The organism is Rhodopseudomonas sp. BR0C11, from assembly GCF_010820945.1.
Classification (GTDB): Bacteria; Pseudomonadota; Alphaproteobacteria; order Rhizobiales; family Xanthobacteraceae; genus Rhodopseudomonas; species Rhodopseudomonas palustris_H.
This window is the reverse complement of record NZ_QTKI01000559.1, coordinates 1-2360: the sequence shown is the minus strand read 5'-3', so window position 1 is coordinate 2360 and position 2360 is coordinate 1. Positions and strand designations below refer to the sequence as shown.

Below are 2360 nucleotides of genomic sequence, written 5' to 3'. Positions count from 1 at the left end.
CCCTGACCTGCTCGGTGCCGAACGCGCCGGTGGTCGACGTCAATGCCCAGACCACCCGCGCCGGCCTGGTCAAGCAGTTCAACGACGTGCTCGACCAGATCAAGACCACGGCTCAGGACGCTTCGTTCAACGGTGTCAACCTGCTGAACGGCGACACCCTGAAGCTGGTGTTCAACGAGACCGGCAAGTCGACGATCTCGATCCAGGGCGTCACCTTCAACCCGACCGGCCTCGGCCTGTCGAACCTGAGCTCTGGCGTCGACTTCATCGACAACAACGCCACCAACGCGGTGCTGAGCAAGCTGAGCACCGCCTCGACCGCCCTGCGGTCGCAGGCCTCCGCGTTCGGTTCGAACCTGTCGATCGTGCAGGCCCGTCAGGACTTCTCGAAGAGCCTGATCAACGTGCTGCAGACCGGTTCGTCGAACCTGACGCTGGCCGACACCAACGAGGAAGCGGCGAACAGCCAGGCGCTGACGACCCGCCAGTCGATCGCGGTGTCCGCGCTGTCGCTGGCCAACCAGTCGCAGCAAGGCGTGCTGCAGCTCCTCCGCTAATCGCCGCGTAGCTGATCGAACGACTGAGGGCGGCGGGGGAGACCCCGCCGCCTTTCTTTCTGCCCCGGCTGCCGCCGTCCCGAGGTTCGTGTTGCGGACAGGGATGCAGTAAGGTGCAGGTGATTCGGGCTCATCTTTTTCAACGGCGCCGTTGCATGACCGATACCGCTCCGAGGGCCGATTCCAGTGCTGCGCCGGTGCCACATGCGCCGGGGCCCGACCGGATCCTCGCTGATATCATCACCGCTCTGCCCGAGCTGGCGCGGCATCACGCGCCGGGCGGGGCCGCCTATACGGCGCTGGCCTCGGCCGCGCGCAGCGCGGTGGTGGCGCTGTTCGCCCGCGGCGGCACTGACGTGCCGTTCGGGCCTTTCGGGCCGATCAGCTTTCCGTATCATCGAATGGGAGCGGTGGACTCGCTCGACCTGTTCGGCCTCGACGAGCTGATCCTGTTTTCGTTCTACTGGCAAAACCGTGGCCGCTATCGGCGCGTCGCCGACATCGGCGGCAATATCGGCTTGCACAGCCTGGTGATGGCGCGCTGCGGCTTTACGGTCGAAACCTACGAGCCGGACCCCGAACACATCGCACTATTCCAGGCCAATATGCGCGCCAACGACGTCACCACCGTTCATGTCAACGAGGCGGCTGTGTCGGCGCACGCAGGTGAGGCGGAATTCCTTCGGCTGCGCGGCAATACCACGGGCAGCCATATCGCCGGCGCCAAGCTCGATCCCTATGGCGAGATCGACCGTTTCAAGGTGCGGCTCGCCGCTTTCGATGACATCGCCGCAAAGGCCGACTTCGCCAAGATCGACGCCGAAGGCCACGAGGCGGTGATCATCACCTCGCTGCCGCGCGAGCGCTGGGCGACTATCGACGTCATGCTCGAGATCGGCAGCGAAGCCAACGCCGCGGCGATCTTCGACTATGCGCGCGGCGCGGGCGTAAAACTGTTCACCCAAAAGACCGGCTGGCGCCGGGCGGAGACGCTGGCCGACCTGCCGACCTCCTACAAGCAAGGCAGCGCGTTCCTCACCGCCAAGGACGCGATCCCGGGGCTGCCACCGTCATGACCTCACGCAATGGCCAGGTAGTATTCCGAGGCGATTGGCGCCGGACGCCGCGGCCGGTCATGATTTACACATTGCTAACGAATCACGCGCAACCGTGATGGCTCGGAATGCCGAGGACGCCGATGACGCAGTCGCGTAACAGCACCGCCCCCATTCCCGACGACGTCCCTGAGGATGTCGCCGCGACGCCGCTGCTGTCGAAACGGCAGATGCTCGGCTATTACGACCACCTCCGGGCTACCCTTGCCGCAGCGCAGGCCTCCGATTGTGAAGGCCGGCCGTTCGCGCAGGAAGTCGCCGCCTCGCTGGTGATTGCCTGGGCCCGCGAAGTCCATGCCGATGGCCGCAAGCTGATGTTCATCGGCAATGGCGGCAGCGCCGCGATCGCCAGCCATATGGCCACCGACTATTCCAAGAACGGCGGCATGCGCGCGCTCTGTCTCAATGACGGTGCGATGCTGACCTGTCTCGGAAACGACTACGGCTACGAGCAGGTCTTCGCAAAGCAGATCGAGCTGTTCGCGCAGGAGGGGGACCTGTTGATCGCGATCTCCTCGTCCGGCCGCTCGCCGAACATTCTCAACGCCGTCGCTGCGGCCCGTGCGCGCGGCTGCCGGGTGATCACCTTGAGTGGGTTTTCGGCCGACAATCCGCTGCGCCGCGAGGGCGACATCAATTTCTATCTGGCCTCCGATCAATATGGTTTTGTCGAGCTCGGCCATCTGAC

At 65.0% G+C, this 2360-nt stretch carries 3 protein-coding genes; all 3 read left to right on the top strand.

Translation table 11 applies throughout. The features are described 5' to 3' along the window. Positions 1–557, top strand: a 557-nt coding sequence (locus DYI24_RS25075; RefSeq protein WP_283810897.1) for a flagellin, incomplete at its 5' end; no start/stop codon positions are given. Positions 558–712: 155 nt separating this feature from the next. After that, complete coding sequence (locus DYI24_RS25070) at positions 713–1633, top strand: FkbM family methyltransferase (protein WP_164574246.1); 921 nt, start codon at positions 713–715, stop codon at positions 1631–1633. A gap of 122 nt (positions 1634–1755) precedes the next feature. Next, the coding region (locus DYI24_RS25065; RefSeq protein ID WP_164574245.1) for an SIS domain-containing protein at positions 1756–2360 on the top strand (605 nt) is incomplete at its 3' end.

Excerpts from the sequence above, each read along its gene's own strand:
- DYI24_RS25070 (WP_164574246.1), top strand. The coding sequence starts at position 713 with ATGACCGATACCGCTCCGAGGGCCGATTCCAGTGCTGCGCCGGTGCCA.